This is a genomic window from Promicromonospora sp. NPDC050249 (assembly GCF_040656015.1).
Taxonomy (GTDB): domain Bacteria; phylum Actinomycetota; class Actinomycetes; order Actinomycetales; family Cellulomonadaceae; genus Promicromonospora.
In genome coordinates, this window is the sequence record NZ_JBFAKY010000019.1 from 80,307 (window position 1) to 105,511 (window position 25,205).

A 25,205-nucleotide genomic window follows, 5' to 3' on the forward strand; every position below is an offset into this window, starting at 1 on the left:
GTCGCCAGCTCCGGCGGCACGGCGGCGCCGTCTCCGGTGGACCCAGGCATCGGTTCGTCGGTCACAAGGAAAGATCTTGCCATCTACCGGCGCTCACCGGGCGCAACGCGGGCGTGTCCGACGAATTGGCAGATGGCACGGGCAGCCGGCACGTTCGGGAAAACGGCTCCGGGCCGGGTCAGGCGGGGCCCGGACCGCCGTCCGTACCCTGCGAGGCGACCCCGTCGAGCGGCAGTGGCGCCGAGCGCGCGACGATCCCGGCGTTCAGCAGGGCCGAGTGGGCCGCGACGCGCAGCGCCCGGGCGACCACCCACTGCTGAGCGGGGCGCACCTGGGCGAACAGCGTGAAGGTGAGGCCCGCCTGGTCGACGGCGTCCACGCCACGCACCGACGGCGTCTCCAGCAGGCTGTCGGACAGCTCCGGGTCGTTCTTGACCCGGTCGACGGCGCGGCCGAGCGCGGTGCGGACGGCGTCGACGTCGGTCCCCAGCGGCACCTGCACCGAGGCGACCGCGCGGCTCCACTCCTGGGTGCGGTTGCCCGCGCGCAGGATCTCGCCGTTGCGGACGTACCAGAGGGTGCCGTCGAACGCGCGGACCTCGGTGAGCCGGAGGCCCATGGCCTCGACGGTACCGACGACGTCGCTCCCGAGGTCGACGTTGTCCCCCACGCCGAACTGGTCCTCGATGAGGAGGAGGATGCCGGACAGGAAGTCCTTGACGAGGCTCTGCGCGCCGAAGCCGATGGCGACGCCCGCCACGCCGGCGGTAGCCAGCAGCGGTGCGATGTCCAGCCCGATGGTCTGCAGGATGTACAGCATCATGATGGCGCCCACCACGATGTTGACCGACGAGTTCAGCACGGAGCCGACGGTCCGCGCGCGCTGCGCGCGCCGTTCGGCCGCCCGCGGGTTGGCCACGGTCAAGGCGTCGGCGAGGGCCTGCGGCGACATCAGCATGTTCTTGCGGCGCCGTTTTGCCTTCGCAGGTGCGGTGCTCGGCACGCCACCCGTGGTCGTACCGACGGGGTCGGCATTGCGCTCGACCACCGATCGCGGCTTCTGGCCGATGGCGATGCGCTCGGTGAGGGACGTGATGACGCGCCGCAGGACGTAGATCGTGATCAGGCCGATCGCGACGGTCAGGATCACCCTGAGCGGTCTGTCCATGAACCAGGACCAGAAGTCCTCGGCACCGTTGAACAGGGAGGTAGCAAGAGACTCGAACACGGTCGCAAACCTACTCGGTTCCGGGCCGCGGTCCGGACATCCCTGGCGGGGCACAGCGGACTCCTGCGCGACCTTCACAGGCCGTTCGCGTCGCGGTCGCGGACCGCGTCGAGATCGTGAGAACGGTCACGGGCCCGGGTTTCCCCGGGCCCGCTCCGTCACGCGGACGAGCTCACCATCGAGCTCGCCGTGTCATACCCCTGGCATCCGTACAGCGTCAGACTCTGAGCGTCTCGAGCTCCGCCGCGAGGCTGTCCGCCTCCGGCCCGACGATCACCTGGACCACCCGCCCGGACCGGACCACGCCGAATGCACCGGACGACTTCAGTCCGGACTCGTCCACGAGCGACGGATCGCTCACCTCTACCCGGAGCCGAGTGATGCACGGCTCCAGCTCGACGACGTTCGACGTCCCTCCGAGTGCCGCAAGGATCTGGTCAGCCTTGGTCATGTCTCAACTCCCACCGTGCGTCGCTGCAGGTCTCCGACCAGCCTATCGCCCCTGGCAAGCGATCCGCCCAGGCAATTGTCACCTTGCTCACACGAGACTCAGTTTCACGCGGCTGCCATCGGGCTGTCACAGTCGAGTGGCAGGATGACGGACGTGACACAGGAATCCTTCTTCGACGCCGTCGGCGGCCACGACACGTTCGTGCGCCTCGTCGACGCGTTCTACGACGGCGTCGCCGACGACCCGGTACTGCGCCCCATGTATCCCGAGGAGGACCTGGGGCCGGCCAAGGAGCGTCTGACGCTGTTCCTCGAGCAGTACTGGGGCGGGCCCAACACGTACTCCGCCCAGCGCGGGCACCCGCGGCTGCGCATGCGGCACATGCCGTTCAAGGTCAATCCCGACGCGCGCGACCGCTGGCTCGCGCACATGCGGACCGCCGTCGACTCGCTGGGCCTCGCGCCCATCCACGAGTCGCAGCTGTGGGACTACCTGGAGCGCGCCGCCTTCAGCATGATCAACACCTTCGAAGACTGACCGGACCTGAAGGAGACGCCCGCCCGTGGACGCCACCACCCCTGATCCGCTCGCCGGCAGCACGCCGGACCGCCAGCCCGACGCGCTCGACCGCCTGCTGCAGGTGCTCGACCTGCGGCACCTCGAGGGCTGGGGCCCGCGCGGTGAGGAGGACGTGCTGCGCGGCGACAGCATGCCCGGCCCGGCCAACCGCGCCTACGGCGGCCAGGTGCTCGCGCAGGCCATCCTGGCCGCGGACCGCACCGTCCCGGAAGGCCGTCTGATCCACTCGCTGCACGGCTACTTCCTGCGCGAGGGACGGGTCGAGGAGCCCATCGACTTCGCTGTCGAGCGGCTGCGTGACGGGCGTTCGTTCAGTGCGCGACGCACCCACGCGATCCAGTTCGGCAAGCCGATCCTGTCGATGATCGCGTCGTTCCAGGACGACCAGCCGGGCTACGAGCACGCGATGCCGATGCCCGACGACGTCCCGCCGCCCGACGAGGTCGGCTCCGCCTTCGACGAGCTGGCCAGCCTGCCGGAGGGCGTCGCCGTACGGGCCCAGTTCTGGACGGACTCCGCGTTCGAGCTGCGGCACGTGGGCGGCTCGCTGTACCTGCGCCCGGACGCCGCGGTAGCCGACGGGGGCACGCCGCCCGCCACGCAGATGGTCTGGATGCGCACGCGCCGTCCGCTGGAGATCAAGGAGCAGGCGATGCACCGCGCCCTGCTGGCCTTCGCGTGCGACCAGCTCATGCTCGAGCCCGCCCTGCGCGCCGCCGGCAAGTCGTGGCAGGACGTCGGCGCCTCCGTGCCGATGGCCAGCCTCGACCACGGCATGTGGTGGCACCGCGACGTGCGCGTGGACGAGTGGATGCTGTTCGTGCAGAGCGCGCCCACCGCGCAGGGCGGGCGAGCCCTGGGGACGGCCAAGGTCTACACACAGGACGGCGCCCTGGTCGCCTCGGCGGGCCAGGAGGGCATGATCCGCCTCCCGGCCTAGGCCCCCAGCTCGGCCAGCCGGTCCCGGGTCGCCTGGATCGCCTGCCGGGTCGAGGCGACCTGATCCGGGGGCACGCCCGCCTCCACGCGCAGGTCCAGGGCCTGCACGAACAGGGCCAGAGCCTCGCCGAGGAACGGCCGGGCCTGGTCGGCGTGCGCCTCCAGGGCCTGGTCGTACCGGCACTTGCCCCAGTGCTGCAGGGCGAAGCACTCCAGCCGGCGGGCGTGCTCGACGCTCGCGGAGTAGTCCCCGTAGTGGTGCGCTGCCTCCAGGGCCAGCCCGAACAACAGGTCCGCCTCGGAGAACCGGTGCCGCCACTGCAGCACGTGGGCCAGCCGCAACAGCGGTGCCACGGCGCCAAGAGGCACCTCCTCGGCGTGCGAGTGCGCGGCCTGCAGCTCGTCGCCCGGCCCACCGGCCTGCCGGACCGCGAGCCAGCCGAGGCGCTCGGCCTCGGCCAGCTCGGCGTCCGGGTCGTCCGCCTCGGGAGCCAGCGCGCGGGCCAACGGCACGCGCACGGCGAGGATCGCCGGCGTGTCGCGGTCCGGACGCCCCGCCAGCTCGGCGCGGTACGCCTGGGCGGCCGGGACGTCGTCGAACACCTCGTGCAGTGTTACCGGGTCGAAGTGGTGCCTGGGCAGATCCAACTGTTCCTCCGCAGCCAAAATCAAGAGGGACGAATCTACCAATTCGGACAGGCTGAGGACCACTCGGCCCGGCGCGCCACCGCGGCCGACCGGCGAGTACTTCGCGTGGAGGAAAATGGGCACCATGACACGCCTCCACGTCCCCGTCACGCTGCGCTGGTCCGACCTCGACGCCTACGCGCACGTCAACAACGTAGCGATGTTCCGCCTGCTGGAGGACGCCCGGATCACCGCCTTCTGGCAGCACCCGGAGGCACCCGAGGGTGAGGAGTGGCCGACGGCGGTGGTTCCCACCGGGCCCGACGCCGACTCACACACCCTCGTGGCGGGTCAGCGCATCGAGTACCTGCGGCCGCTGCTGTTCACGCGCACCCCCGTGCGCGTCGAGATGTGGCTGGGCCGGATCGGCGGCGCGAGCGCCGAGGTCTGCTACGAGGTGCACGACGGAGTCGCCGGCATGGCGAAGACGGGGCCGACGTCGGGCGGCAAGCCCTACGCGCGCGCCACCACCACTCTCGTGTTCGTCGACGCCGCCACGAACCAGCCCCGGAGGCTCACCGAGAACGAGCGGCTCGCGTGGAAGGGGTTCGAGGAGGAGCCGGTCACGTTCCGCCGCTGAGCGCGTCTAGCTCGCGGCGACCGTTGCCGCCGTCCGGCAGCTCGCCAGGCGAGCCAGCTCGTCACCCACGGGCGTGCGCACCAGCTCGTCCGCGACGACGCCGACCGACTGCCGGAGCCTGCGTCGGGCGCCCATCGCCCGACGGCGAGCGCCCAGCGTGCCGAACACCCGGCAGACGAGCGCGAGCAGCAGGCCGAGGGCCAACCCGCCGAGCACCATGAGCGTCGGCCACGGGATCCGGAACGGGTCGACACCGCCGAGCCCGTCGCCGGACTCGGGCGCCCCGGGAAAGACGATGCCCTCGCCCGACCACGTCGGCAGCGTGAGCACCGGCGTCGGCGGAGGCGGGAGCTGGAGGTAGGCGAAGCCGAACAGCCCCAGCAGCCAGAGGAGCCCCGCCGCGACCACGGCGATCAGGGTCCACTGGGCCGTGTTGACCAGCGACCACCACACCGGGCGCCGGGAGGCCTCCACGCGGGTCGTCGCCACTGCCTGGTCGAGCGCGTCCGGGAGCTTGTCGATCCCCGCCTGTCCGCGCGAGCGTGCGGCCAGGACCCACGGGTCCGCGGCTCCGCGCGTCACCTCCTCGACGTAGCGCCGCACCGCCGACGCGGCCGCCGACCGCACTGCCGGCCGAGCCGTCGGCAGCGACGTGCGCACCAGGTCGTCCCTGCCCGACGGCGCCCGGTGCTCCCGGTCCGCCGTCCGCAGCCCGAGCCGCCGCAGCGGGTCCCTGCGCAGCCGTCCGACCCAGCGGGTCAGCGGCCAGCCGGTCGCCGCACGCGCGTCCCTGCGGGCGGAGGCCCGCACGGCGTCGACCACCGTCGCCACTCCCGCCGCAGCCTCCAGCGCGGTCACCAGGTCGCCCTTGGCCTGGTTCCCCTGGCGCGACGGCGGCGGCGTCCCGCACTCGTCGACGATCTTCTGCGCGACCGCCCGCTCGTCCGCGGCGAGCCGGGCCGTCGCCGCCTCCCGCCTGGCGGCCGCCTTCGCCAGCAGTCCCCTGAGCTCGTCCATGCCCTGGCCCGTCTTCGCGGACACGGCGAGCACACGCGCACCCTCCAGGCCGTCCTGTGCCACCAGGCGCCCCAGGTCCGCGAGCATCGCCGACGTCTCGTCCGGCGTGAGGCGGTCCGCCTGGTTGAGCGCGACGACCACCACCTCCGCCCGCCCTGCGAGCGGACGCAGGAAGCCCTCGTGCAGCGCGGCGTCCGCGTACTTCTGCGGATCGACGACCCAGACGAGCAGGTCGGCGCGCTGCACCAGCCGCTCGGCCCGCATGCGGTGCTCGGTCACTATCGAGTCGTGGTCGGGCAGGTCCAGCAGGACCAGCCCGGAGTTGTCCCCCACCGGGGTCCGACGGCGGGGCGGTGCGGGGGTCTCGTCCAGCGACGGCGCGCCCACCTGGTGCCGGCGCCCCACCTCCAGCCAGTCCAGGAGCGGGTCCGCACCCGCGCCCCAGACCGCGGCCATCGGGTGCGACGTCGTCGGACGCCGCACGCCCGGCTGCGCGACAGCTACCCCGGCCACCGCGTTGAGCACCGACGACTTGCCCGAACCCGTCGCACCCGCCAGCGCCACGACGGTGTGCTCGGCAGAGAGCCCGCCCCGCTCCCGCGCACGCATCGCGACGGCACGCGCCTCGTCCAGCAGGGCCGGCTCGATACGACCCTCGGCGGCCCGGACGGCGGTCTCGAGGGCCGTGGTCCGGTCGCCCAGGTCGAGCCGGCTCATCGGTCGCCCTCGCCGAACATCCGCTTCCAGAAACTCTTCTTGGCGGGCTCCTCGACGATGTCGGAGCGCCCCTTCGCCAACATCTCGCGCCCCGGACGGACCCGCGCGCCCCGCAGGCCCCGACCCTCGGTGAGATCCTCGACGGGTGCCCCTGGAACGGCATCCAGCGCGTCGTTGACGGCACGCGCCCGGTCACGGCGCTCCGCCGAGGCCGCCGAGGCGACGGCATCCGCGGCCGAGCGCAGACCATCCCCGCCCGCCTCGGCCGAGCCGAGCGCGTCCAGCTGCGCCGTGTACCGGGCGGCCTGCCCGTCCATGACCGCCTGGATCCGGGCGCGCAGCCGGTCGCGCGCCTGCACGGCCAGGCGCCGCACGGCGTCCTCCCCGAACACGGCCTCCAGCAGTCGCTGGGCCAGCACCGCCGACCCGCCCGCGATGCCGACCTCGATGCCGGTGAGGCCGCCCGTCGAGGCGAACACGAAGATCATCAGGGCGACCCCGAGCCCGTTCACACCGAAGGACAGCACCCGCGCCGTGCCGCGCTTGGCCGCGCCCTGCTCACGCACGAGCTCAAGGACGTCGCCCTGCCAGCCGCGGATCTGCCCGGTCACCTCGGCGCGCAGCGACGCCGGCGTCCGTGACAGCTCCAGCCCTTCCAGGAGCACCGCACCGGCGGAGTCGCCCCGCCAGGCCTGGTAGGAGCGCTCGGCCGCGTCCTCCGCGGCGTCCAGCACCACCGACTCCAGGCCGTGGGCGATGGCCTGCTCGACCTGGGGCGCCTCCTTCGGCTTACCCCGGAAGAACCCGGCGACCGCGTCCCGGAACCTGCCGATGCCCTCCTCGACCGCCCGGAAGAACTCGCCGGTACCCACGAAGTCCTGCCAGCGGGCGAGCACCTCGCCGCGCAGCAGCGCGCCGTCCGACGTCGCCGCCGCCACGTGGGCCACCGCGTCCGCATAGGCGCGCTCGACGACGTGCCGCAGGCGGACGTCGGCGGCCTGCTGCTCGTCCGCGGCGTCGGCCAGGGCCGTCGCCCGCTCGACGAGGGAGTCCACGACGCCGTCGCGGGTCGCTGCGATGACGCGCCCACGCGCTTCCGCGTCGCCGCCCAGACCGGTGAGCCAGCGCGACACCTCCGCGACCGCCTCCTCCGGCAGCATCCCGTCGACGAGCTCGGCCTCGGGGATGACGAACAGCGCGCTCTCCGCCAGGCCCTGCTCGACCATCATGTCCCGCAGGTCGTCGGCGGTGGCCTCGGCGCCAGGGTCCACGCGGTCCAGCACCATCGCCACCTGCGCCTTGCGCCCAGCCGCCTGCAGCAGCAGGTCCCACGGCACCGCGTCCGCGTACCGGGCGGACGTCGTGACGAACAGCCACAGGTCCGCGGCGCCCAGCAGCTGGGCCGCCAGCTCGCGATTGGCCGTGTCCACGGAGTCGATGTCCGGCGCGTCCAGCAGGGCCAGACCCTTCGGCAGCGCCTCGCTCGGCACGAGCCGCAGGGTGCGGCTGGGTTCGGACGGCGTCGCGCCGTCCGCCGGCTGCCCCGTCGTCGCGGCGGCGGACGGCGTCCCACCGAGCCCCGCGCCGCCCGACGTCGTCAGGCGCGCCATACCCGGCAGCACCCGGTCCGTGGAGAACCAACGGGCGTCCAGCGGGTGGTGCACCAGGACCGGAGCCCTGGTGGTGGGCCGCAGCACGCCGGGCTGCGTCACGAGCTCGCCCAGCACCGAGTTCACGAGCGTCGACTTGCCCGCGCCCGTCGACCCGCCGACCACCACGAGCAGCGGCGCCTTCTGCGAGCGCAGCCGCGGCAGCAGGTAGTCGTCGAGCTGGTCCGTGGCGCGGCGCAGGTCCGTGCGTGCGGCCCCTACGCCCGACGTCTCCAGCGGCAGGCGCAGCGCCCCGAGCCGGGCCCGCAGCACCTCCAGGGCGCCGACCAGACCGGACTCGGCGCCGAGGTCCGGTGCGCTGGGTGCGGCAGAGCCGTCGGGCTGATCGGTCATAGCGCACAGTCTGCCGTAGACACCCTGGTCAGGCGCGTCCGTGCGGCAAAGAGAGTCAGCCGCCGAGGCGGGTGCGCAGCCATTCGAGGGCCGCGTGCGCCACCTCGCGCTGCACGGCGCGGCCGTGGGGCAGGCCCGGCTGCGGCGGTCGCATCGAGTCGAGCACGAGCGCCCCTGCGGTGACGGTGATGGCGCAGGTGAGGGCGTCGGGGTCGACGTCGGGCAGCGGGTGCCGGTCCATGACCACCTCGGGCGGCGGGGCGCCGTCGACCCGGAGGTAGGGCAGCAGCAGCACGACGTCGAGGAACGACGCGCCGCGTGACGGCATGAACCAGTCGACCGCATGGGCGCTGGTCGCGTCCCAGCCGTGGTCGGTGATCAGTATCGACTCGCGGCGAAGTGCGCCGTGCACCAGGCTCTTGCCGCCCATCGCCTCCCCGGCGAAGCCGGCGATCTCGGCCAGGTGGTCGATCTTGTCGGACAGCCAGGGCGTGAAGGCGGACAGGCCGGGCGGCCGCATCGCCGAGATGGTGGCCCAGGCCTGGCTGTCGATCAGGTCGAGCGTGTCGGGCAGCTCTGCCGGCGCCTCGCTGGAGCCGATCTGGATGGCGAGCTCGACCGCCGCGGCAAGGTCACCGTCGTCCCAGGGGTCGTGCGGCGGGCGGATGGGCTCGTTGCGGTACCCGAGCACCACCCAGCGTCCGGCCCCCGGCAGCACCTCGTCGACGAACCACTCGCGCGGGAGGTTCGGGATGTCGTCGGGCAGAGTGGCCACGGAGACGGCCTCGGCGGCCATCCGGTCCTGCGTCAGCGGCGCCTCCGGCCCGACGGCGCGGACTATCGACCGGCCCGACGCTGTCTGCAGCACCTCCAGGACGCCGGACTGCTCGGTCCCGCTCATCGGAGCGGACCCGATCACGCGTCCCCCCATGGTCTCGCTCACGCGGGAACGGACAGAGGGGGGGAGATCGGACCATGCCGGTCGCCGAACAGCACTCATGGCCGGAGTGTGCCCAACAGAAGTTCACCCTGCAAACCACAAACAGCGGTGCGTGCATCACGGCCAGCGGTCCGTGACCTGCGACGAGGTCAGAAACCGAGCCGGGTCTGCAGCCAGGAGACCGCGGTACGCGCCAGCCGGTGCTGGTAGGAACGCAGCTCCGGCATCTCGGACGGCGGCGGGTCCATCGACGACTTGAGGTAGTAGCCGGCGAGCACCGCGATCCAGCAGGTCACGGCGTCGGCCTCGGTGCCGGGCGGCAGACCGTACCGGCGCAGCGTCGCCTCGGGCGGCGGCCCGTCGCTGGTCCGGACGTGCACCAGCGTGGAGATCAGGTCGAGGTAGGGAGCCGCGACGCTGCCCCGGATCCAGTCCGAGACCAGCGGCTTCTCGTCCGGTGCGGCGGGCAGCATCACGCTCTGCACGCGCAGCGCGCCGTGCTGCAGGCTCTTGCCCGCGATCGCTTCGGGGGCGTGCGAGGCGATCTCCGCGAGGCCGTCCAGGCGGTGTGCCAGCCACGGCGAATGGTTCGCGAGCCCGGCCGGCCGGGTGTCCGCGAGGATCTCCCACGAGTTGGTGGGAAACACCTTCTCCTCGGGCAGGAACATCGGATCGTCGGGCGCCTCGATCTCACCGATCGAGCGGATCACGCTGATCAGGGACGCGACGTCCTCCTCCGGCCAGGAGAGGTCGATCGGCCGCACCTTGGGGCGCATCGAGTAGCCGACCGCCACCCAGGTGCCGAGGGTGGGCAGCACCTCGTCGATCGACCACATGAGCTCGGGGTGGGGCGCCTCGTCGGGCAGGAGGGGCGAGAGCGCGATCTCCTGGCGCAGAGAGCCCAGCGGTTCCGGCTTCTCCGTACCCAGCACTTTGACGAAGGTGTCGCCCTTGGTCGTCTGCACATGAAACTGCGCACCCGGCAGGATCCCGGACTCCCCCGGATGCTTGGCGGCGATCACGCGCGCGCCGAGCAGATGGGTGATGCGGTCTCGCAGCGGGGGCGGAAGGTCACGCCACCCGGGTCGTAGGGCAGGGCTCACTGCGGCATCTTGTCGAAGATGTCCCAATGCGGCAAGGATGACCTTTTTTGCATGGATCTCTTCACCATGGAAGAGGGCTGTAGTCGGCGTCCGGACGCCGACCACAGCCCTCAGACCTCACCCGTCAGTCGCGGTACCTGTCTCGCGGCTTCCTCGGGCTCGACGGGGAGGGAGCCTCGCTCCTCGCGCCCTCCCCGCCGACCGCGTCGTCAGTCGCGGGTCAGCTTGCGGTACGTGACCCGGTGCGGACGCGCCGCGTCGGCACCCAGGCGCTCGACCTTGTTGGCCTCGTACGACTCGAAGTTGCCCTCGAACCAGTACCAGTTCGCCGGGTTCTCCTCTGTGCCCTCGTACGCGAGGATGTGCGTCACCACACGGTCGAGGAACCACCGGTCGTGCGAGACCACGACGGCGCAGCCGGGGAACTCGAGCAGAGCGTTCTCCAGCGAGCCGAGGGTCTCGACGTCGAGGTCGTTGGTGGGCTCGTCGAGCAGCAGCAGGTTGCCGCCCTGCTTGAGCGTCAGCGCCAGGTTGAGGCGGTTGCGCTCACCACCGGAGAGCACGCCGGCCGGCTTCTGCTGGTCCGGGCCCTTGAACCCGAACGACGCGACGTACGCCCGCGACGGGATCTCGACGTTGCCGACCTTGATGAAGTCGAGCCCGTCGGACACGACCTCCCACAGGGTCTTCTTCGGGTCGATGCCGCCACGCGACTGGTCGACGTACGAGATCGAGACCGTCTCGCCGACCTTGAGGTTGCCGCCGTCGAGCGGCTCCAGGCCCACGATCGTCTTGAACAGCGTGGTCTTACCCACACCGTTCGGGCCGATGACGCCGACGATGCCGTTGCGCGGCAGCGTGAACGACAGGCCGTCGATGAGCACGCGGTCGTCGAAGCCCTTCTTCAGGTTGTCGGCGTCCAGCACCAGCGAGCCCAGACGCGGGCCCGCGGGGATCTGGATCTCCTCGAAGTCGAGCTTCCTGGTGCGGTCCGCCTCCGCGGCCATCTCCTCGTAGCGGGCCAGACGGGCCTTCGACTTGGTCTGGCGGCCCTTGGCGTTGGACCGCACCCACTCCAGCTCCTCCTTGAGGCGCTTGGAGAGCTTGGCGTCCTTCTTGCCCTGGACCTCCAGGCGCGCCTGCTTCTTCTCGAGGTACGTCGAGTAGTTGCCCTCGTACGGGTAGAGGCGACCGCGGTCGATCTCGCAGATCCACTCCGCGACGTGGTCGAGGAAGTACCGGTCGTGGGTCACGGCGAGCACGGCGCCCGCGTAGCCCGCGAGGTGCTGCTCGAGCCACAGCACGGACTCGGCGTCGAGGTGGTTGGTGGGCTCGTCCAGGAGCAGCAGGTCGGGCTTCTCCAGGAGCAGCTTGCACAGCGCGACGCGGCGGCGCTCACCACCGGAGAGCACCGAGACGTCGGCGTCCGGCGGCGGGCAGCGCAGCGCGTCCATGGCCTGCTCGAGCTGCGAGTCGAGGTCCCAGGCGTCGGCCGCGTCGATGTCCTCCTGCAGGGAGCCCATCTCGGCCAGCAGAGCGTCGAAGTCGGCGTCGGGCTCAGCCATGAGGGCGGAGATCTCGTCGAACCGCGCCTTCTTGGCCAGGATCGGGCCGACCGCCTCCTGGACGTTGCCCAGGACCGTCTTCTCCTCGTTCAGCGGCGGCTCCTGCAGCAGGATGCCGACGGTGAAACCTGGCGAGAGCCGTGCCTCGCCGTTCGATGGGGTGTCCAGCCCGGCCATGATCTTGAGGATCGTCGACTTACCGGCACCGTTCGGTCCGACGACGCCGATCTTCGCGCCGGGCAGGAAGTTCAGCGACACGTCATCGAGGATGACCTTGTCGCCGTGCGCCTTGCGCGCCTTGTACATGGAGTAGATGTATTCAGCCACTGCCTGTGTTCCACCGTTCACAGAAGGTACTTCGGATGGGGGCCGCTCACGCGGAGCGGGTGCCGGGTTGTCCCTGCGCGGAGGTTCTCCCCCGGCACCCGCGGTCCGCGGAGCACGACTGCCCCCAGCCTACGCGTTCACCAGCTCGCGCTGCCCGACGCCGGCGTCGTCGCCCGGGTCGCCCTCGTCACCCAGGAGTGCGGCGGCACTCCCGGAGCCCAGGGCGTCGAGGGCGAACGGGTCGCCGTCGCCCGGCCGCACAGCGGCCAGCTCACCGCGGTCCACCGGGGTGACCGGGGCGCCGTCCGGCACCGTGTCGTGGTGCACCACCCGCGTGAAACCGACCTTGCCACGCGTCGCGTCGACGCCGATCGCCGTCGCGACGATCACCAGCCCCGTGCGCTGCTCCCCCTCGGAGCCGATCCACTCCTCGACCTCGAGCCGTCCCGTGACGACCACCGGGATGCCCTTGTGCACGGACTCGACCACGTTCGCCGCGGCCGCCCGCCAGGCCTTGACCGTGAACCACAGCGTCGCGCCGTCGGTCCAGTCGCCGTTCTCGCCTCTGTAGCGCCGGGTGCTGGCCATGCGGAACGTGGACCACTGCAGATTCTTGGCCGCGTTCACGTGCAAGGCCGGGGTACTGCCGACATTGCCCGACACGGTCACCGTGACGTCGTTCATCTCAGGCCTCCTGGGTGTCCGGACCGGCCCGAGCGGCCGGTCCGTACCCAGCATCAGGCGCGGGCGATACGCAGATCCGACATCTGGACCGTGCCTGTGGACGGAACCGGGATCCGCTGCCCTGTGGTCGCGTTCTCTTCGAGGCGAAGCGGTGCGGAGGGTCCGTCGTCCCGCGCACTCTGTGCGAGCTCGCGCACCGCGCGGTGCTCGTCGAGCAGCTTCTGGGTGGGCACACCCAGGGTCTGCTGCAGCACTCGTTCGAGCGCCGCCCGGCCCGACGCGATGACGCCCTGCGCCCGCCGGGCTGCCAGCGCCCGGCGCAGCTGCACCGCCACGAGGAACACCACCAGCGCGGCCACCGCCGCCACGACGGCGAGCACACCGAGGACGGTCGTCCAGGTCTCGCCGACCGGCAGGAGGCCCATCGCGGCCAGCACCGTCGCGATCCCGAGCACCACGGCGACCAGCACCGACCCGAGCGCGAGCCGGCGGGTGAGCGGCTGCGTCGTCGGGCCGCGGGTGTCCAGGGTGACACCCTGCAGCGCCGTCGAGACGGCAGCCGCCACCTCCGACGCGCCCGCGACGCTCGCCCCGAGCGACCGGCGCCAGCCGGGCTTGAGCGACTCCCCCGCGCCGTTGAGCCAGCGCGCCCGCGACAGCGCTATCGAGTCCGGGTCGGGCGCACGGAACTCGGGCGAGCCGTACCCGTTGCGCACCGCGGCGCCGACCTGCGCAGCGACCGACTCCAGCCCCGCCGCCCGCGCCAGGGCGTCCACCTCGCGCTCGAGCACCGTGTCGATGTGCCAGGGCACCTCGGCCGGTGTCTGGCTCAGCAGCAGGGTCGCCGCGGCGTCCAGCTCGCCGGCGGCCCGGCCTGCCGAGACCGAGCGGCGCGCGACCGTCTGCTCGAGGAGCCCGCGCAGGTCGGCGATGCCGATGTCCGTCTTCGTCGACGCCGCGACCACCGGGACGTTCTCCAGACCGTCGTCCCGCAGCAGCCGCTTCACGTCGTTGACCAGGTTGTTCCGCTGCCCCACCGGCACCGTGTCGATCTGGTTGAGCACCACGACGGTCGAGGCCTGCATGCCCGACGAGTCACGCAGGTAGCCCGTGTGCAGCGCGTCGTCCGCGTACTTCTGGGGATCCACCACCCACACGAGCAGGTCGACCAGCGGCAGCACCTTGTCCACCACGTCCCGGTGACCGGGCGCCACGGAGTCGTGGTCGGGCAGGTCCAGCAGCACCAGCCCGGCGAGGCTCGCGTCGTCTGCCGCGTCGAGCTCGCCGGACCGGGTGATGCGGCGCTCGCGCTCCACACCGAGCCAGTCGAGCAGCGGCGCGGCGTCGTCGCTCCACGAGCACGCCGTCACCTTCGCGGTGGTCGGGCGCTTCACGCCGACGTCGGCGAACGTGAGGCGGGAGATCTTGTTGAACGTGCTCGACTTGCCCGAGCCGGTGCCACCCGCGAGCGCCACGACCGTGTGGTCGACGCCGAGCGCGAGCCGTTCCCGCACGCCCGCGACGGAGCTCGCGACCTTGCCGAAGACGGAGTCGTCGAGGCGTGATCCCGCGATCTGCAGAGCGCGGCCGAGGTCCTCCGTGCGTGCGCCCAGTGTCGCGTCGTGGCTCGTCATGTCAGCCTCCTGAGCTCGGCCAGCCGGACGCGGAGCGGAGCGGCCGCGTCGTCGGCTAAGGCGGGGACGTCAAGGGCACTCTGGACAGAACGGGCCTCTTCCGCAACCGCTAGCGCCACCTTCTCGGCAAGTTCGCCCTGAAGTTCCTCGATGGCTTCGCCCGCGGTCTCGCCGAGCACGCGGTCGACGAGGTGGGCGGCGTCCTCGTTCCCGAGCGCGGTGGCGAGCAGCAGGGTGGCGAGGCCGGTGTCGCCGAACGCCTTGCGGGCGCCGGCCGCGCGGGCCGGGGCGTCCGGTTCGGAGCTCTCGGCGGCAGTGACGTCCAGGCGCCCGACGATGTCGTCCGCCTGCCCGGACCACTCGGCGGCGGTCTCCTGGCCCCAGGCCAGGCGGTCCTTGGCGCGGGCGGTGCCGTCCGGGAGGATCGTCTCCCCGGCAGGTGGCGCGCCCGGTCCGGTGAGAGCGTCGCGCAGGCTCTCCTCGGTGCGGACGCCCGCCGCCACGAAGGCCCGTGCGGTGGTGGCCTCGACCTCCTCGCGCAGCCGGACGAGTGCTGCCTCGCGGGCCTTGCCCGCACGCTTGGTGGTCCGTGCGACGCCGTCGCGGACGGTGATGCGGGAGATGCGGTCGGTGCTGACGAGCTCCGCGAACCGTGCTGCGACGGTGCCCTCGCCCGCCGCACCGGACAGGACGGCGGTGCGGGCAGCGAGCTGCTCGTCCGGGACCACCGAGCTGACGGCGGTGCGCAGGTCGAACGCGGCGGTGCCCTGGTCCTCCACGGCCGCGACGAGCCCCATCACCCATTCGGGGAGGGCGCCGAGCGCACCCTTGAGCGTGCGCAGGATGATGGTGCGGGAGCGCTCGGGCCCGGCCATCAGGCCGAGCCAGCGCTGGATGGGTTCCACGAGCTTCGGGTCGAGCAGCCCCTCGTGCGGGCCGACGTCGGGCACGATGAACAGCGGGACGTCCTTCATGCCCCGCTCCTTCATCCGCGAGTTGAGGTCCGCGCGGATGGTCGTGAGGGTTTCCTTCGGTACCCGGTTGAGCACCATGGCGACGCTCGCGCCGCGCTCCTTCGCGCGGTCCAGGGCCTGCCACGGCAGGGCGTCGCCGTACCGGGCGGCGGTGGTGACGAACAGCCAGAGGTCTGCCGCCTCGAGCAGCTGGTGGGCGGTGGAGCGGTTCTCCGAAAGGAACGAGTCGAGGTCCGGCGCGTCCATCAGCGCGGTGCCGCGCGGCACGCTCTCGTGCTTGACTAGCCGGGCCAGCTCGGTGACGGGTCCCGGGGTGAGCGTGTCGACGTCTCGCGGGTGTACGCCCACCACCGGCTCGCGGGTGGTGGGCCGCAGCACCCCGGCCTCGGACACCTCCTCGCGCAGGAGGCTGTTGAACAGGGTGGACTTGCCGGCTCCGGTGGAACCCGCCAGCACGACCACGGCGGGGCTGGACAGCTCGGCGAGGCGCGGCAGCAGGTGCTCGTCGAGCTGCGCCAGGAGTCTCATCCGGGAGGCTTCTGCTTCTTCGGCGCTGTCGATGGGAAGGGGCAGGGTCGCGGCGGCGACGTCGCGGCGCAGATCGCGTACGACGTCGTGCACCGTGAAGCCGAGCTGCTCCGCAACGTTCGGGTCCACACCACCCCGACGGCCGAGCACTGCGGAGCGTGTTCCTGGAGTCACGGCTTCATCCTGATTGGTAAAGAACGTTCTGCCAAGCCGTGCACCACTGTTGGTATGCAAGAGCGCAGGTTTTGCAGGCACTACCGAGCCGTGTGGTACGGCGCGCAGGAAGGGGTGAGGCGGGGCCGCGATGGGCCCGGAGCTCGACGTCCAGAAGGTTGGATGTTTGACCCGCGGCATCTGGGGCGTATGGCTGGAACGGCTGGGGAAATGGGATGCTTGACCCCATACGTCATATCTTTGTAGGTTTGTCACGCTCGCGCTGATGACGTCCAACGGAGGACCCAGATGCCAGACGTGACAAGACGACAAGCCATCAAGGTCGGTGCCGTCGGCGCGGGGGGCCTGCTGCTGCCCCTGCAGTGGACGGCGACCGCGCGCGCGTCGTCCATCCCACCACCCGAGGTCCAGGCCGCCGCCGACCTGGCGCTCTGGTACGACGAGCCGGCGGGCGACGACTGGCTCCGCGCGCTTCCCCTGGGCAACGGCCGGCTGGGCGCCATGGTCTTCGGGAACCCCGGGACCGAACGACTGCAGCTGAACGAGGACACGATCTGGGCCGGAGGGCCGCACGACTCCTCGAACCCCGAGGCGCTCGCCGCGCTCCCCGAGGTGCGCCGGCTCGTCTTCGAGGACCGCTGGGCCGAGGCACAGGACCTCATCAACGAGCACATGCTGAGCAACCCCGTGGGCCAGCTCGCTTACCAGACCGTCGGCAACCTGCGCCTCACCGCGGAGGGCACGAGCGGCGCCACCGAGTACTACCGGCAGCTCGACCTCACCACGGCCACGGCCCTGACCAGCTTCGTCGCTGGTGGCGTGCGCTACCGCCGGGAGACGTTCGTGAGCTCGCCGGACCAGGTGGTCGTCATGCGGCTGACCGCCGACGCACCCGGTTCCGTCTCGTTCACCGCCACGTTCGACAGTGCCCAGCGGACCACGACAGCCAGCCCCGACGCCGCGACGATCGCGTTGGACGGGATCTCCAGCGATCAGGAGGGGGTCCCCGGCCAGGTCAGGTTCCTGGCGGCGGCGCGAGTCGTCGCCGACGGCGGGAGCGTGAGCAGCGCGGACGGCCGGCTGACCGTCTCCGGCGCGAACGGCGTGATGCTCCTCGTCTCGATCGGCAGCAGCTACGTCGACCACACCGACGTCGGCGGCGACTACCGGGGGATCTCGTCGCGCCACCTCGAGGCCGCCGTCGGCAGTTCGTTCGACGAGCTGCGCGACAGGCACGTCGCCGAGTACAAGGAGCTGTTCGACCGGACGACCCTGGACCTCGGGCGGACGGCGGCCGCCGACCAGCCGACCGACGTCCGGATCGCCCAGCACGGCACCGTCGACGACCCGCAGTTCTCCGCACTGCTGTTCCAGTACGGCCGGTACCTGCTGATCTCGTCGTCACGGCCGGGCACGCAGCCGGCGAACCTCCAGGGCATCTGGAACCACGAGCTGTTCCCCGCGTGGGACTCCAAGTACACGATCAACGCCAACCTGCCGATGAACTACTGGCCCGCGGACACGACGAACCTGTCCGAGTGCTTCCAGCCGGTGTTCTCGCTGATCGACGACCTCTCCGTCACCGGTGCACGAACGGCCGAGGTGCAGTACGGCGCGGGTGGCTGGGTGACGCACCACAACACGGACGGCTGGCGGGGTACGTCGGTGGTCGACGGCGCGTTCTGGGGGATGTGGCAGACGGGCGGGGCGTGGCTCGCCACCACCATCTGGGACCACTACCAGTTCACCGGCGACGTCGACTTCCTCCGCGAGCACTACCCCGCGATGCGGGGCGCGGCACAGTTCTTCCTCGACACGCTCGTGGAGGAGCCGAACCTCGGCTATCTCGTCACCAACCCGTCGAACTCGCCCGAGCTCGCCCATCACGCCGACGTCAGCGTCGCGGCCGGCCCGACGATGGACAACCAGATCCTCACCGACCTGTTCACCGGGTGCGCGCGGGCGAGCGAGGTCCTCGGGACCGACGCCGACTTCCGTGCGCGGGTGCTCGCCACGAGGGCTCGCCTGGCCCCTATGACGATCGGCTCGCGCGGCAACATCCAGGAGTGGCTCCACGACTGGGTCGAGACCGAGCGCACGCACCGCCACGTCTCGCACCTCTACGGCCTGCATCCCAGCAACCAGATCACCAGGCGCGGCACCCCAGAGCTCTTCGAGGCGGCGAAGCGGACGCTGGAGCTCCGCGGCGACGACGGCACGGGCTGGTCCCTGGCCTGGAAGATCAACTTCTGGGCCCGGCTCGAGGAGGGCGGGCGCGCCCACGACCTCATCAAGTACCTGGTCACACCCGCCCGGCTCGCGCCCAACATGTTCGACCTGCACCCGCCGTTCCAGATCGACGGGAACTTCGGCGCCACCGGCGGGATCGCCGAGATGCTGCTGCAGAGCCATACGGGCGAGGTGCACCTGCTGCCCGCGCTGCCGCCGGCGTGGCCGGACGGCAGCGTCGACGGCCTCCGGGCCCGCGGCGGCCACACCGTCGGGGCGACATGGAGCGACGGGCGGGCCGACGAGTACCGGATCGCCCCTGACCGGGACGGCAGGATCACCCTGCGCGGCGAGCTCTTCACCGGCCGGTTCGCGGTGCTCGACGTCACCAGGGGCCGGCGGGCCAGGACCAGGCGGACCGCCGCCGACGTGATCGAGCTGACCGGCCAGGGCGGACACACCTATCGCGCCCACGCCCTGCGGTGAACGCGCCGGCTGTGGCGGGGAGCCGGGACCCCGCCACAGCCGGCGTCGCCACGTTCTTGGGTGCCCCCGGCAGGATTCGAACCCGCGACCTAGTCATTAGAAGTGACCCGCTCTATCCAACTGAGCTACGGAGGCAAGCCTGCCGAGTTTAGCCCAGGTCGGGCTCGTCTTGACCATAACAATTCACGCACCAGGCAGTAGCTGTCCGGCCGGACGCCGTGCCGCGCGACAATGGCACCCGACCTGCTGAAGGAGCCCTCGTGACCGACCTCTTCGACGCCCGTACCGACCTGACGGTCTCCGGAGGCCCGGTGCGGCTGTACCGGGCAGGCGAGTCGGGGCCGCCGCTCCTCCTGCTCCACGGCGCGATGCTCGACACCGCCCGGGGCGTGTGGCGCCGCGTCGCGCAGGCGCTGGCGACCGACTACCGCGTGCACGTCATCGACCTGCCCCGGCACGGCGGCAGCCGGCCCTGGCGCGGCGTGCTCGACGACGCCTTCTACCGCCGCTTCCTCGACGACCTGCTGGACGCCCTGGACCTGCAGCGGACGGGGATCATCGGGCTCTCGATGGGCGGTGGCATCGCCACCGGCTACGCGCTGGACCACCCGGAGCGGGTCAGCTCCCTGATCGCCGTCGGGCCCGGGGGAATCGGCGCCCGGCGTCCGGCGCAGCTCCTCACCTGGCTGTTCCTGCGCGCTCCCGGAGCCATGCGGCTGACCAGCCGGTACCTCGCCCGGCGTCCGGAGCTGGTCCGGCGGTCCATGACCACCAGCCTCAGCGCCGGCGCCGACACACCGGACTTCGAGGACATCGTCCGGCTGGCCGTCGAGGAGGCCAGGGCCAAGGACGAGCACGGCGAACCAGGGCTCGACGACTGGCAGACCCACGCCTACGGGCCGTTCTCCATGCGGCTGAACCTCCTGCCCGACCTGTCGAGGCTGGCCGTCCCGACGCTGTGGGTCCGGGGTGACCAGGACACGCTCGTGGGGGAAGCCGAGCTGACCGCGGCGGCCGCGGCGGCCCCGGGATCGCGCCTGGTCACGATCGCGGACGCCGGGCACATCGTCACCTACGACCAGCCCGAGGAGTTCACCAGGCTGGCCCGGGAGTTCCTTGCCTCGACGCTCGACCCCCGCCCTTAGCCGCCTCCTGGCACCGGCCCGCGACCACGGTCCGGCAGGAGGCGCGGCGATATGGTTGCGCGGACGAGCGCCGGGAGCCCCGTCGGCGCGCCTGACCAAGGAGTCCGACCGACGTGCTCGATCTGCAAGGTGCGTACCTCGACCTCACCACGCCCCATGTCGCCGATGCGATGGTGCGCCTCGGTGTTCCCGTCCGGCAGGCGCCCGCGGACGTCCGCCCGCTCTGGGAGGGCGCGCGCGTCATCGGTCGCGCTCGGCCGGCGCGGCATGTCGGCAGCGTCGACGTCTTCCTCGAGGCGATCGAGCAGGCAGAGCCCGGCGAGATTCTCGTGGTCGACAACGACGGTCGAACCGACGAGGCATGCGTCGGAGACCTCATCACCCTCGAGGTCCAGCGCGCCGGACTCGGCGGGATAGTGATCTGGGGCTTGCACCGCGACTCCCGCGACCTGCGCACGATCCGCCTGCCGGTGTTCAGCCAGGGCGCCGTCCCCGCCGGGCCGCAGCGCCTCGACGCCCTGCCCGCGGACGCCCTGACCGCCGCACGGTTCGGTGACCACACGGTCACCGGCGACGACCTCGTGCTCGGCGACGACGACGGCGTGCTGTTCCTGCCTCTCGATCGCGCGACCGAGATCGCGGAGCTCGCAGCAACCATCCGCGACACCGAACGCCACCAGGCGATCCGCATGAACCTCGGCACCAGCCTCCGCGAGCAGACCCGGTTCACCGACTATCTCGCCGCACGCGACCGCGACGGTACGACCTTCCGCCAGCACCTCCGTGCCATCGGCGGCGCTATCGAGGAATAGGGGCGCGGCCCCCGGACGGCTGACCCGGTGAGTGTCAGACGTGCCACGTAGCCTTCCCGCATGTCTTCCGGACCGACCGAGCTCTCGCCCGCAGCCGCGCGCCGGCTTCGCCTGCGCATGCAGGGCCTCACTCTGCCCGACGGCGGCGCGGGTACTCCGGACCGGTCCCCCGTCGACGTCGTCCGCCGGATGGTCGCACTCCAGGGCCAGGACCTGCCGGCCGTGCTGCGGGCGATCGCCGTCCGGTCCCGCCAGGGCACCACGCTGGACGACGTCCGCGCAGCGTTCGACGCCGGCGAGCTCGTGCGCGGGTGGACCCAGCGCGGCACCCTCTTCGCGACCACACCGGGCGACCTCGCCGCGCTCCTCTCGCTCACCGGCGCGCGCATGCTGCGCACGGGCCGCCGGGTCCGCGAGACCGAGGGTCTGGACGACGACGTGGTGGCCCGCGCCGAGGCGGTCGCCCTCGACGCGCTCAGGGCGTCGCCCGCCGACGGCGGCATCTCGCGCGCAGCGATGGTCGACCTGTGGCAGCAGGCAGGGCTACCCATCGAGGGGCAGCGGGGCTATCACCTGATCGCCACCCTCGGGGTCCAGGGAGTGCTGCACTGGGGTCCGTTCGCGGGGGCGCAGCAGCTGATGGTCGAGTCACCGGGCGCCGGGCTCGGCGAGGTTCCGGCCGAGGAGCCGGACACGGCGCTGCGCCGCATCGCGCGCTCGTACTTCGCCAGCCGGGGGCCGGCCACCACCGAAGACCTCGCGTGGTGGCTCGGCCTGCCCAAGGTTCCGGTGCGCACCGCCGTCGCCGCGCTGCGTGCGGAACAGCCGGAGGCCGTCGCCGAGGTGGTCGTCGACGGAAAGGTGATGCTCGTCGGGCAGGCGCCGAGCGGCCCTGGCGCCGAGCCGGCACCCGGCCCCGGCAGCGATCTCGCCGAACCGTCCGGCGTGCTGCTCGTGCCGGGGTTCGACGAGATCGTCCTGGGCTACCAGGACCGTGAGCTGGTCGCGGACGCCGAGGCGATGCGCACCGTCGTCCCGTTCGTCAACGGGATCTTCCGCCCGGCGGTCCTCCTGGACGGGCACGTGGTCGGGACCTGGCGCCGCGCACCGAAGTCGGGCGAGGCGCCGTTCGAGCTCGTGCCGGGAATCCAGGCAGACGCCCGCGCTGCGATCGAGGCAGCGGTGGCCGCCTGGCCCCTGGGCTGAGGTTCAGGACCGGGGCAGCGGGCCACCTGACCTGGTGGGCACCCCAGGAGCGCTGACCCGGCGAGAGCCCGCGACATGACCATGCACCTGCTGCCAGGATCCAGCCCAGCCTGGCAGCAGGTGCATGGTCATCCGTGCGGTCGGCCGCAACAGAGCGGCGCCCCGACTGAAGACGCGTCAAGATGGAGCATGCTGCTCGCCGAGGTCGCCGCCACGTCCGACGCCGTCGCCGCCACGCGCTCACGTCTCGCCAAGCGCGCGGCCATCGCCGACCTGCTGCGCCGTACGGCTGCGGGAAGCCAACCGGAGCCCCGGGACGGCGGAGGCGGCACAGCCGGCACAGCCGACGACCTCGAGATAGTCGTCTCCTACCTCGCAGGCGCGCTCCGCCAGCGGCGCACCGGCCTCGGTTACGCGGCGCTGCGCGACCTGCCACCCCCTGCGGCAACGGCCACGCTCACGGTGCGCGACGTCGACACCGCCTTCGCCGAGATGGCAGCCCTCGAAGGTCCGGGTTCCGCTCAGGCCCGCTCCACCGCGGCCGGAGAGCTCTTCGGCGCCGCCACCGAACGCGAGCAGGCGTTCCTCCGCGGCCTGGTCGCCGGCGAGCTGCGCCAGGGCGCGCTCGACTCGGTGGTGGTCGACGCCGTCGCCGAGGCGGCGGGCACCCCCGCCGACGCCGTCCGCCGGGCCGTCATGATGCGCGGCGCGACCGGCCCCGTGGCGAGCGCCGCCCTTCTCGCGGAGGACCCGCTCGCGGTGCTGGCGACGTTCACGCTCGAGGTCGGGCGGCCGGTGCGCCCGATGCTCGCCGCGTCGGCGCCGGACATCGCGGCAGCCTTCGAGAAGCTGGGGTCGGGCGATGCCTCCAGCGAGGACGGCCCCAAGCTCTGCGTCGACGTCAAGCTCGACGGCATCCGCATCCAGGCGCACCGCCTCGGCGACGACGTACGCGTCGTCACGCGATCCCTGGACGACATCACCGAGCGCGTGCCCGAGATCGTCGAGGTGGTGCGCGCACTGCCGTCCGACCGTCTGGTGCTCGACGGCGAGGCGCTGGCCGTCGGGGAGGACGGCGTGCCCAGGCCGTTCCAGGAGACCGCCGCACGGTCCGCGACCAAGGAGACGACGTCGGAGGTGGAGCTGGCCGCCCAGCTGCAGCTCACCCCGTACTTCTTCGACGTGCTGCACGCCGACGGGCGCGACCTGGTCGACGCCCCGCTCCGCGAGCGCCTCGCCGTGCTCGACGAGATAGCCGGGCCCCACACGGTGCGCCGTCTGGTCACGGCGGACCCCGAGGCCGCCGCCGAGTTCTTCGCGGGTGCGCTGCGCGAGGGCCAGGAGGGTGTGGTCGTGAAGTCGCTCGACACTCCCTACGCGGCCGGACGCCGGGGCGCGGGCTGGGTGAAGGTCAAGCCGCGGCAGACCCTCGACCTCGTGGTGCTCGCGGTCGAGCGGGGCTCGGGCCGCCGGCAGGGCTGGCTCTCCAACATCCACCTCGGTGCGCGCGACCCGGAGGGCGGGTTCGTGATGCTGGGCAAGACGTTCAAGGGCATGACCGACGAGATGCTGGAGTGGCAGACCGCGCGCTTCACCGAGCTCAAGACCGACGACAACGGCTGGGTGGTGACCGTCCGGCCGGAGCAGGTGGTGGAGATCGCGTTCGACGGGCTGCAGCGCTCCACCCGCTATCCGGGCGGGCTCGCGCTGCGTTTCGCACGGGTGCTGCGCTACCGCGACGACAAGAGCGCCGCCGAGGCCGACACGATCGAGGCGGTGCGAACCCTGGCGGGTTTCTAGCGTCAGCCTGGAGGATGACCGGCATGGAGTCCTACGTGGAGCGTCCGCCGGTACCCGCGCTCGCCGGGGTCGTGCGGACGGTCTGGATCCAGCGCACGGGCGAGGCACCGTACGTGCAGCGGCATCTGCCCACCGGAGGGGTCGAGCTCCATTTCCCGATCGGTGGCCGTCCGCGGCTGGTCGGTCCCCTGACCGGCCCGAAGGTCGAGGTCATACCGGCGCGCACCACCATCGTGGGCGTACGGTTCCGGCCGGGTGCAGCGCCGAGCCTTCCGACGGTGCTCGACGACCTGGTCGACCAGCACTGGGGCTGGCGGACCTGTGGGGTGGTTCCGAGGAGCGTCTCGTGGAGGAGATGGCCCGGGCGGGGACGCCGGAGCGGGCGCTCAGGCTCTTGCAGGTGCACCTGCTCCAGGAGCTCCGGAGCGGCACCCGCACGGACCCGCTGGTGGGTGCAGCGGTGCTGGCACTGATGCCGTGGCACCCCGTCAGCATCGACGCCCTGGCCAACCACCTGGCGCTCTCCCCCAGCCAGCTGCGCCGCCGCTGCCTGCACGCGGTCGGGGTGAGCCCGAAGGTGCTGCAGCGGACGCTGCGCTTCCAGGGATTCCTCGCACTGGCCCAGGCCGGCGCCCCTGCCACGGGCCGGCGCGGCACGGACGGGACGGCCGGGCTGGCGGTCGACGTCGGGTACTCGGACCAGGCGCACCTGAGCCGGGAGTGTCTCCGCCTGACCGGCCGCACCCCGCGGCAGCTCCTTGGCGGCGACGTCGAGCGGTGCGTCTGCGGCCACGAGCACGCGGCGTCCTACCGGCCCTTCCTGGCTACCCGGACCGGGCGACCGCTGCGGCTCTGAGCCTGCGCGATTCGTTCAAGAACCGCCTGCCCGCCGCTCGTAGTCTCCCCACATGCTGAACCGTGAAGTACGCCGCGTGCTCGACGGCGTCTCCATCGCCCACCTCGCCACCGTCCTGCCCGACGGATCACCGCATGTGGCCCCGGTCTTCATCGGTACCCACGGCGACCGGATCGTCTTCTTCACCGGACCGACCATGCGCAAGGCACGCAACCTGCGCCGCGACCCCCGGGTGGCGCTCTCGATCGCGCCGGTCGACAACCCGTTCGAGCCCGTTGTCGTCCGTGGCCGGGTCGTCGAATGGCTCGACGGCGACGCCGGCTGGGAAATCGTCGACCGGCTGGCCGTGAAGTACACCGGCGAGCCCTACCCTCGCGGTCAGGAACGGATAGTGGCCGTCATCGAGGCGGGGCGACAGAACGTCGGCGTCGGCTAAGGTCCAGGTCAGACCGCATGGAACCGACCTCGGCGACTCTGCCGAAGCCGGTTGGCCGCTCCGCCATCGGTTCTCGTCGGGATTCTCGAAGGATCTCGACATACA

22 protein-coding genes and 1 tRNA gene are annotated in these 25,205 nt (G+C 72.1%); 11 read left to right on the forward strand and 12 right to left on the reverse strand.

The genetic code is table 11. The annotated features are described in order from the left end of the window. Positions 1-178: 178 nt before the first annotated feature. Together AB0I32_RS16765 and AB0I32_RS16770 are read right to left on the reverse strand one after the other, a co-directional pair. Positions 179-1,228 carry a mechanosensitive ion channel family protein gene (locus tag AB0I32_RS16765; RefSeq protein WP_357507931.1) on the reverse strand — a complete coding sequence of 350 codons (1,050 nt, stop codon included), beginning with the start codon at positions 1,226-1,228 and terminating at the stop codon, positions 179-181. A gap of 217 nt (positions 1,229-1,445) precedes the next feature. Beyond that, positions 1,446-1,679: a PTS glucose/sucrose transporter subunit IIB gene (locus tag AB0I32_RS16770; RefSeq protein WP_357452972.1), complete on the reverse strand. Its 234-nt coding sequence runs from the start codon at positions 1,677-1,679 to the stop codon at positions 1,446-1,448. A gap of 153 nt (positions 1,680-1,832) precedes the next feature. Here AB0I32_RS16770 and AB0I32_RS16775 point away from each other — a divergent pair, with 153 nt between their 5' ends. Together AB0I32_RS16775 and AB0I32_RS16780 are read left to right on the forward strand one after the other, a co-directional pair. Then, the gene (locus AB0I32_RS16775; protein WP_357507933.1) at positions 1,833-2,216 is read left to right on the forward strand and encodes a globin; all 384 of its coding nucleotides are present in this window, start codon (positions 1,833-1,835) and stop codon (positions 2,214-2,216) included. A 25-nt stretch (positions 2,217-2,241) separates the two neighbouring features. Then, positions 2,242-3,198 (forward strand): acyl-CoA thioesterase domain-containing protein, encoded by a 957-nt coding sequence (locus tag AB0I32_RS16780; RefSeq protein ID WP_357507935.1) that lies wholly within the window; start codon positions 2,242-2,244, stop codon positions 3,196-3,198. Here AB0I32_RS16780 and AB0I32_RS16785 read toward each other — a convergent pair. Next, positions 3,195-3,845: a hypothetical protein gene (locus tag AB0I32_RS16785; RefSeq protein WP_357507937.1), complete on the reverse strand. Its 651-nt coding sequence runs from the start codon at positions 3,843-3,845 to the stop codon at positions 3,195-3,197. The two genes, AB0I32_RS16780 and AB0I32_RS16785, sit on opposite strands and share 4 nt — an antisense overlap. A gap of 124 nt (positions 3,846-3,969) precedes the next feature. Between AB0I32_RS16785 and AB0I32_RS16790 the strand changes: the two genes are divergently transcribed. Beyond that, positions 3,970-4,464: a thioesterase family protein gene (locus tag AB0I32_RS16790; RefSeq protein ID WP_357507939.1), complete on the forward strand. Its 495-nt coding sequence runs from the start codon at positions 3,970-3,972 to the stop codon at positions 4,462-4,464. Positions 4,465-4,470: 6 nt separating this feature from the next. Here AB0I32_RS16790 and AB0I32_RS16795 read toward each other — a convergent pair whose 3' ends face one another. The 8 genes from AB0I32_RS16795 to AB0I32_RS16830 form a co-directional block, all read right to left on the reverse strand. Then, on the reverse strand, positions 4,471-6,198 hold the full coding sequence (locus AB0I32_RS16795) for a GTPase (RefSeq protein WP_357507941.1): 1,728 nt from the start codon (positions 6,196-6,198) through the stop codon (positions 4,471-4,473). After that, entirely contained in the window at positions 6,195-8,201 is a 2,007-nt protein-coding gene (locus AB0I32_RS16800; protein ID WP_357507943.1) for a dynamin family protein, read from the reverse strand. The genes AB0I32_RS16795 and AB0I32_RS16800 overlap by 4 nt, the downstream gene beginning before the upstream one ends. Before the next feature lie 55 nt (positions 8,202-8,256). Further along, complete coding sequence (locus AB0I32_RS16805; RefSeq protein WP_357507945.1) at positions 8,257-9,144, reverse strand: hypothetical protein; 888 nt, start codon at positions 9,142-9,144, stop codon at positions 8,257-8,259. A gap of 146 nt (positions 9,145-9,290) precedes the next feature. Next, positions 9,291-10,244: a phosphotransferase gene (locus AB0I32_RS16810; RefSeq protein ID WP_357507947.1), complete on the reverse strand. Its 954-nt coding sequence runs from the start codon at positions 10,242-10,244 to the stop codon at positions 9,291-9,293. A gap of 209 nt (positions 10,245-10,453) precedes the next feature. Further along, positions 10,454-12,136 carry an energy-dependent translational throttle protein EttA gene (gene ettA, locus AB0I32_RS16815; RefSeq protein ID WP_357507949.1) on the reverse strand — a complete coding sequence of 561 codons (1,683 nt, stop codon included), beginning with the start codon at positions 12,134-12,136 and terminating at the stop codon, positions 10,454-10,456. 129 nt (positions 12,137-12,265) lie between these two features. Beyond that, complete coding sequence (locus AB0I32_RS16820) at positions 12,266-12,820, reverse strand: single-stranded DNA-binding protein (RefSeq protein WP_357507951.1); 555 nt, start codon at positions 12,818-12,820, stop codon at positions 12,266-12,268. 53 nt (positions 12,821-12,873) lie between these two features. Further along, complete coding sequence (locus tag AB0I32_RS16825) at positions 12,874-14,454, reverse strand: GTP-binding protein (RefSeq protein WP_357507953.1); 1,581 nt, start codon at positions 14,452-14,454, stop codon at positions 12,874-12,876. Then, entirely contained in the window at positions 14,451-16,130 is a 1,680-nt protein-coding gene (locus AB0I32_RS16830) for a GTPase (RefSeq protein ID WP_357507955.1), read from the reverse strand. The genes AB0I32_RS16825 and AB0I32_RS16830 overlap by 4 nt, the downstream gene beginning before the upstream one ends. A 297-nt stretch (positions 16,131-16,427) precedes the next feature. On the opposite strand from AB0I32_RS16830, the gene AB0I32_RS16835 reads away from it, so the two are divergent. Then, entirely contained in the window at positions 16,428-18,845 is a 2,418-nt protein-coding gene (locus tag AB0I32_RS16835; RefSeq protein ID WP_357507957.1) for a glycoside hydrolase family 95 protein, read from the forward strand. Between the two features lie 61 nt (positions 18,846-18,906). Here AB0I32_RS16835 and AB0I32_RS16840 read toward each other — a convergent pair. Continuing rightward, positions 18,907-18,980, reverse strand: a tRNA-Arg gene (locus AB0I32_RS16840). A 125-nt stretch (positions 18,981-19,105) separates the two neighbouring features. Between AB0I32_RS16840 and AB0I32_RS16845 the strand changes: the two genes are divergently transcribed. The 7 genes from AB0I32_RS16845 to AB0I32_RS16875 all read left to right on the forward strand — a co-directional run bounded on the left by AB0I32_RS16845 (position 19,106) and on the right by AB0I32_RS16875 (position 25,100). Further along, positions 19,106-19,990, forward strand: coding sequence for an alpha/beta hydrolase (locus tag AB0I32_RS16845; RefSeq protein ID WP_357507959.1), 885 nt, complete (start codon positions 19,106-19,108; stop codon positions 19,988-19,990). A 113-nt stretch (positions 19,991-20,103) separates the two neighbouring features. Beyond that, positions 20,104-20,802 carry an RraA family protein gene (locus AB0I32_RS16850; RefSeq protein ID WP_357507961.1) on the forward strand — a complete coding sequence of 233 codons (699 nt, stop codon included), beginning with the start codon at positions 20,104-20,106 and terminating at the stop codon, positions 20,800-20,802. A 60-nt stretch (positions 20,803-20,862) separates the two neighbouring features. Further along, on the forward strand, positions 20,863-22,008 hold the full coding sequence (locus AB0I32_RS16855) for a winged helix DNA-binding domain-containing protein (protein ID WP_357507963.1): 1,146 nt from the start codon (positions 20,863-20,865) through the stop codon (positions 22,006-22,008). A 189-nt stretch (positions 22,009-22,197) separates the two neighbouring features. Next, the gene (locus AB0I32_RS16860; protein WP_357507965.1) at positions 22,198-23,808 is read left to right on the forward strand and encodes an ATP-dependent DNA ligase; all 1,611 of its coding nucleotides are present in this window, start codon (positions 22,198-22,200) and stop codon (positions 23,806-23,808) included. A 23-nt stretch (positions 23,809-23,831) separates the two neighbouring features. Further along, positions 23,832-24,281, forward strand: a complete 450-nt coding sequence (locus AB0I32_RS16865; RefSeq protein ID WP_357507967.1) for a DUF6597 domain-containing transcriptional factor — start codon at positions 23,832-23,834, stop codon at positions 24,279-24,281. Continuing rightward, positions 24,164-24,664 carry a helix-turn-helix domain-containing protein gene (locus tag AB0I32_RS16870; protein ID WP_357507998.1) on the forward strand — a complete coding sequence of 167 codons (501 nt, stop codon included), beginning with the start codon at positions 24,164-24,166 and terminating at the stop codon, positions 24,662-24,664. The genes AB0I32_RS16865 and AB0I32_RS16870 overlap by 118 nt, the downstream gene beginning before the upstream one ends. Positions 24,665-24,716: 52 nt before the next feature. Further along, positions 24,717-25,100, forward strand: a complete 384-nt coding sequence (locus AB0I32_RS16875; RefSeq protein WP_357507969.1) for a TIGR03618 family F420-dependent PPOX class oxidoreductase — start codon at positions 24,717-24,719, stop codon at positions 25,098-25,100. The last annotated feature ends 105 nt before the right edge of the window (positions 25,101-25,205 follow it).